This window comes from Bacillus cereus group sp. N12, assembly GCF_016483575.1.
Classification (GTDB): Bacteria; Bacillota; Bacilli; order Bacillales; family Bacillaceae_G; genus Bacillus_A; species Bacillus_A toyonensis.
Genome location: NZ_JAEHBO010000241.1, coordinates 1 through 257 on the forward strand (window position 1 = coordinate 1; position 257 = coordinate 257).

The following is a 257-nucleotide window of genomic DNA, read 5'->3' on the forward strand; positions in this document are numbered from 1 at the left end:
CCTGGTTGACGAGCTGGTAACATAATTTCTGCTAAACCAACACGTGGACCTGATGCCATTAAGCGAAGGTCATTCGCAATTTTAGACATGTTCATCATACATACTTTTAGTGCTGCAGACACTTCTGTGTACGCATCAGTATTTTGCGTTGCGTCCACTAAATCTTCTGCACCAACAAGGGGTAATTCACTAATTGTAGCAAGATGTTTTACAACTGCTTCAATATACTCTGGATCTGCATTTAGGCCTGTACCAAC

Annotated in this window: 1 protein-coding gene; it reads right to left on the reverse strand. The window is 41.6% G+C overall.

The window, feature by feature from the left end; genetic code table 11:
* On the reverse strand, positions 1-257 hold a 257-nt coding region (locus JDS92_RS30305), incomplete at both ends, for a lyase family protein (protein WP_242476063.1).